This window comes from Roseomonas sp. KE2513, assembly GCF_016107305.1.
Taxonomy (GTDB): Bacteria; Pseudomonadota; Alphaproteobacteria; order Acetobacterales; family Acetobacteraceae; genus Roseomonas.
Genome location: NZ_RCVR01000144.1, coordinates 1 through 1,097, shown reverse-complemented (window position 1 = coordinate 1,097; position 1,097 = coordinate 1). Strand labels below are relative to the sequence as shown.

The following is a 1,097-nucleotide window of genomic DNA, read 5'->3' as shown; positions in this document are numbered from 1 at the left end:
AACTCAGCTCACTCAAGCCGTGAAATGCTCGTGACACGCTAAGACGGAGTGGGCGAGCCAAGGATGCGCCCAGTGGTATCGCTCCGCGTTAGAGCGATCTCTCACCCATTCTGACATGCCGTGTGAGCTGGCGGATCACGCCCTGTCCGACAGCAGATCCTCGACCGCCCGGAGCAGGGCTCGCGTCGAGACGGGCTTCTCCAGTCTTGGTTTGGCGCTGAAAGCATCACCGCCCACGTCCTGGTTGTTCCCCGTCGCGAAGATGTAGCGGACGCCCAGCGCGTCCAACCGCTCCGCAACCGGGTAGGCCGTCCCGCCCCGTCCGAGGTTAATGTCGAGGACGCCCGCGTCCGGCGCGGCGGCCGGGTCCGCCAGAGCTTGCAGCGCCGCAGCGGCGTTCGGGAAAGGACCGATTACCGCGGCCCCTTCCTGCTCCAGCCAATGCTTTATCTCCGCTGCGATGATGTACTCGTCCTCGAGCACCAGAATCCGTCGGCATGACAAGGCTCCAACCACCTGAGCCGTCCTCCTCATTCTTCACGACACCGCGTCAATCCAGCGGCAGCTGGATGCGGCAACGCACCCCGTCCTGCTCGATGACGTAGGAGGTCTCGGGTGGATGCCGTACGATCCAAGCGTGCCCTGATCGCCTGCGCAGCCCTCATCGTCACCGTGACCTGCCTCGTGGTCCCCCTCGCACCTCAGTTCTGGTCGGTTGCGGTGTCCGGCTTGGTTGGCGCACTGGCCGGCGTAACCATTGGGCCGACGCTCGCTGCCATCTCGCTCGGGGTAGTCGGCCCGGCTCGCTTCGCCCGGCGGGCGGGTAGGAATGAGTCTCTTTTCCATCTGGGAGATGGGGCAGTCAGCTTGGCCATCCTGCTCACGGATCAATGAGGCCTAACCCTAGTCTGTTCCTTGAAGCGCTATTCAGCCGAGCGGGGAATGGCAACTGCGGGCGGCAGCAACAGTCTTCCAAAGCTTGGACCGCCACACCACAGGCCGCGTGCGACTTGCGGCCCTTTGCCTCCGTCTCCGAGCGCTCTTTCCAGAAGGTCATGTCCGCCTCCTTGCTGAACGTCACCCGAACGCCGGGGGCG

Annotated in this window: 2 protein-coding genes; one reads left to right on the top strand and one right to left on the bottom strand. The window is 64.4% G+C overall.

Annotation, left to right across the window (positions count from 1 at the left end; translation table 11 throughout):
* Positions 1–135 precede the first annotated feature (135 nt).
* Entirely contained in the window at positions 136–483 is a 348-nt protein-coding gene (locus D9599_RS30645) for a hypothetical protein (protein WP_198385120.1), read from the bottom strand.
* A 132-nt stretch (positions 484–615) separates the two neighbouring features.
* Between D9599_RS30645 and D9599_RS30640 the strand changes: the two genes are divergently transcribed.
* A complete protein-coding gene (locus tag D9599_RS30640) occupies positions 616–894 on the top strand; it encodes a hypothetical protein (protein ID WP_198385119.1) in 279 nt (92 codons plus the stop codon).
* Positions 895–1,097 lie beyond the last annotated feature (203 nt).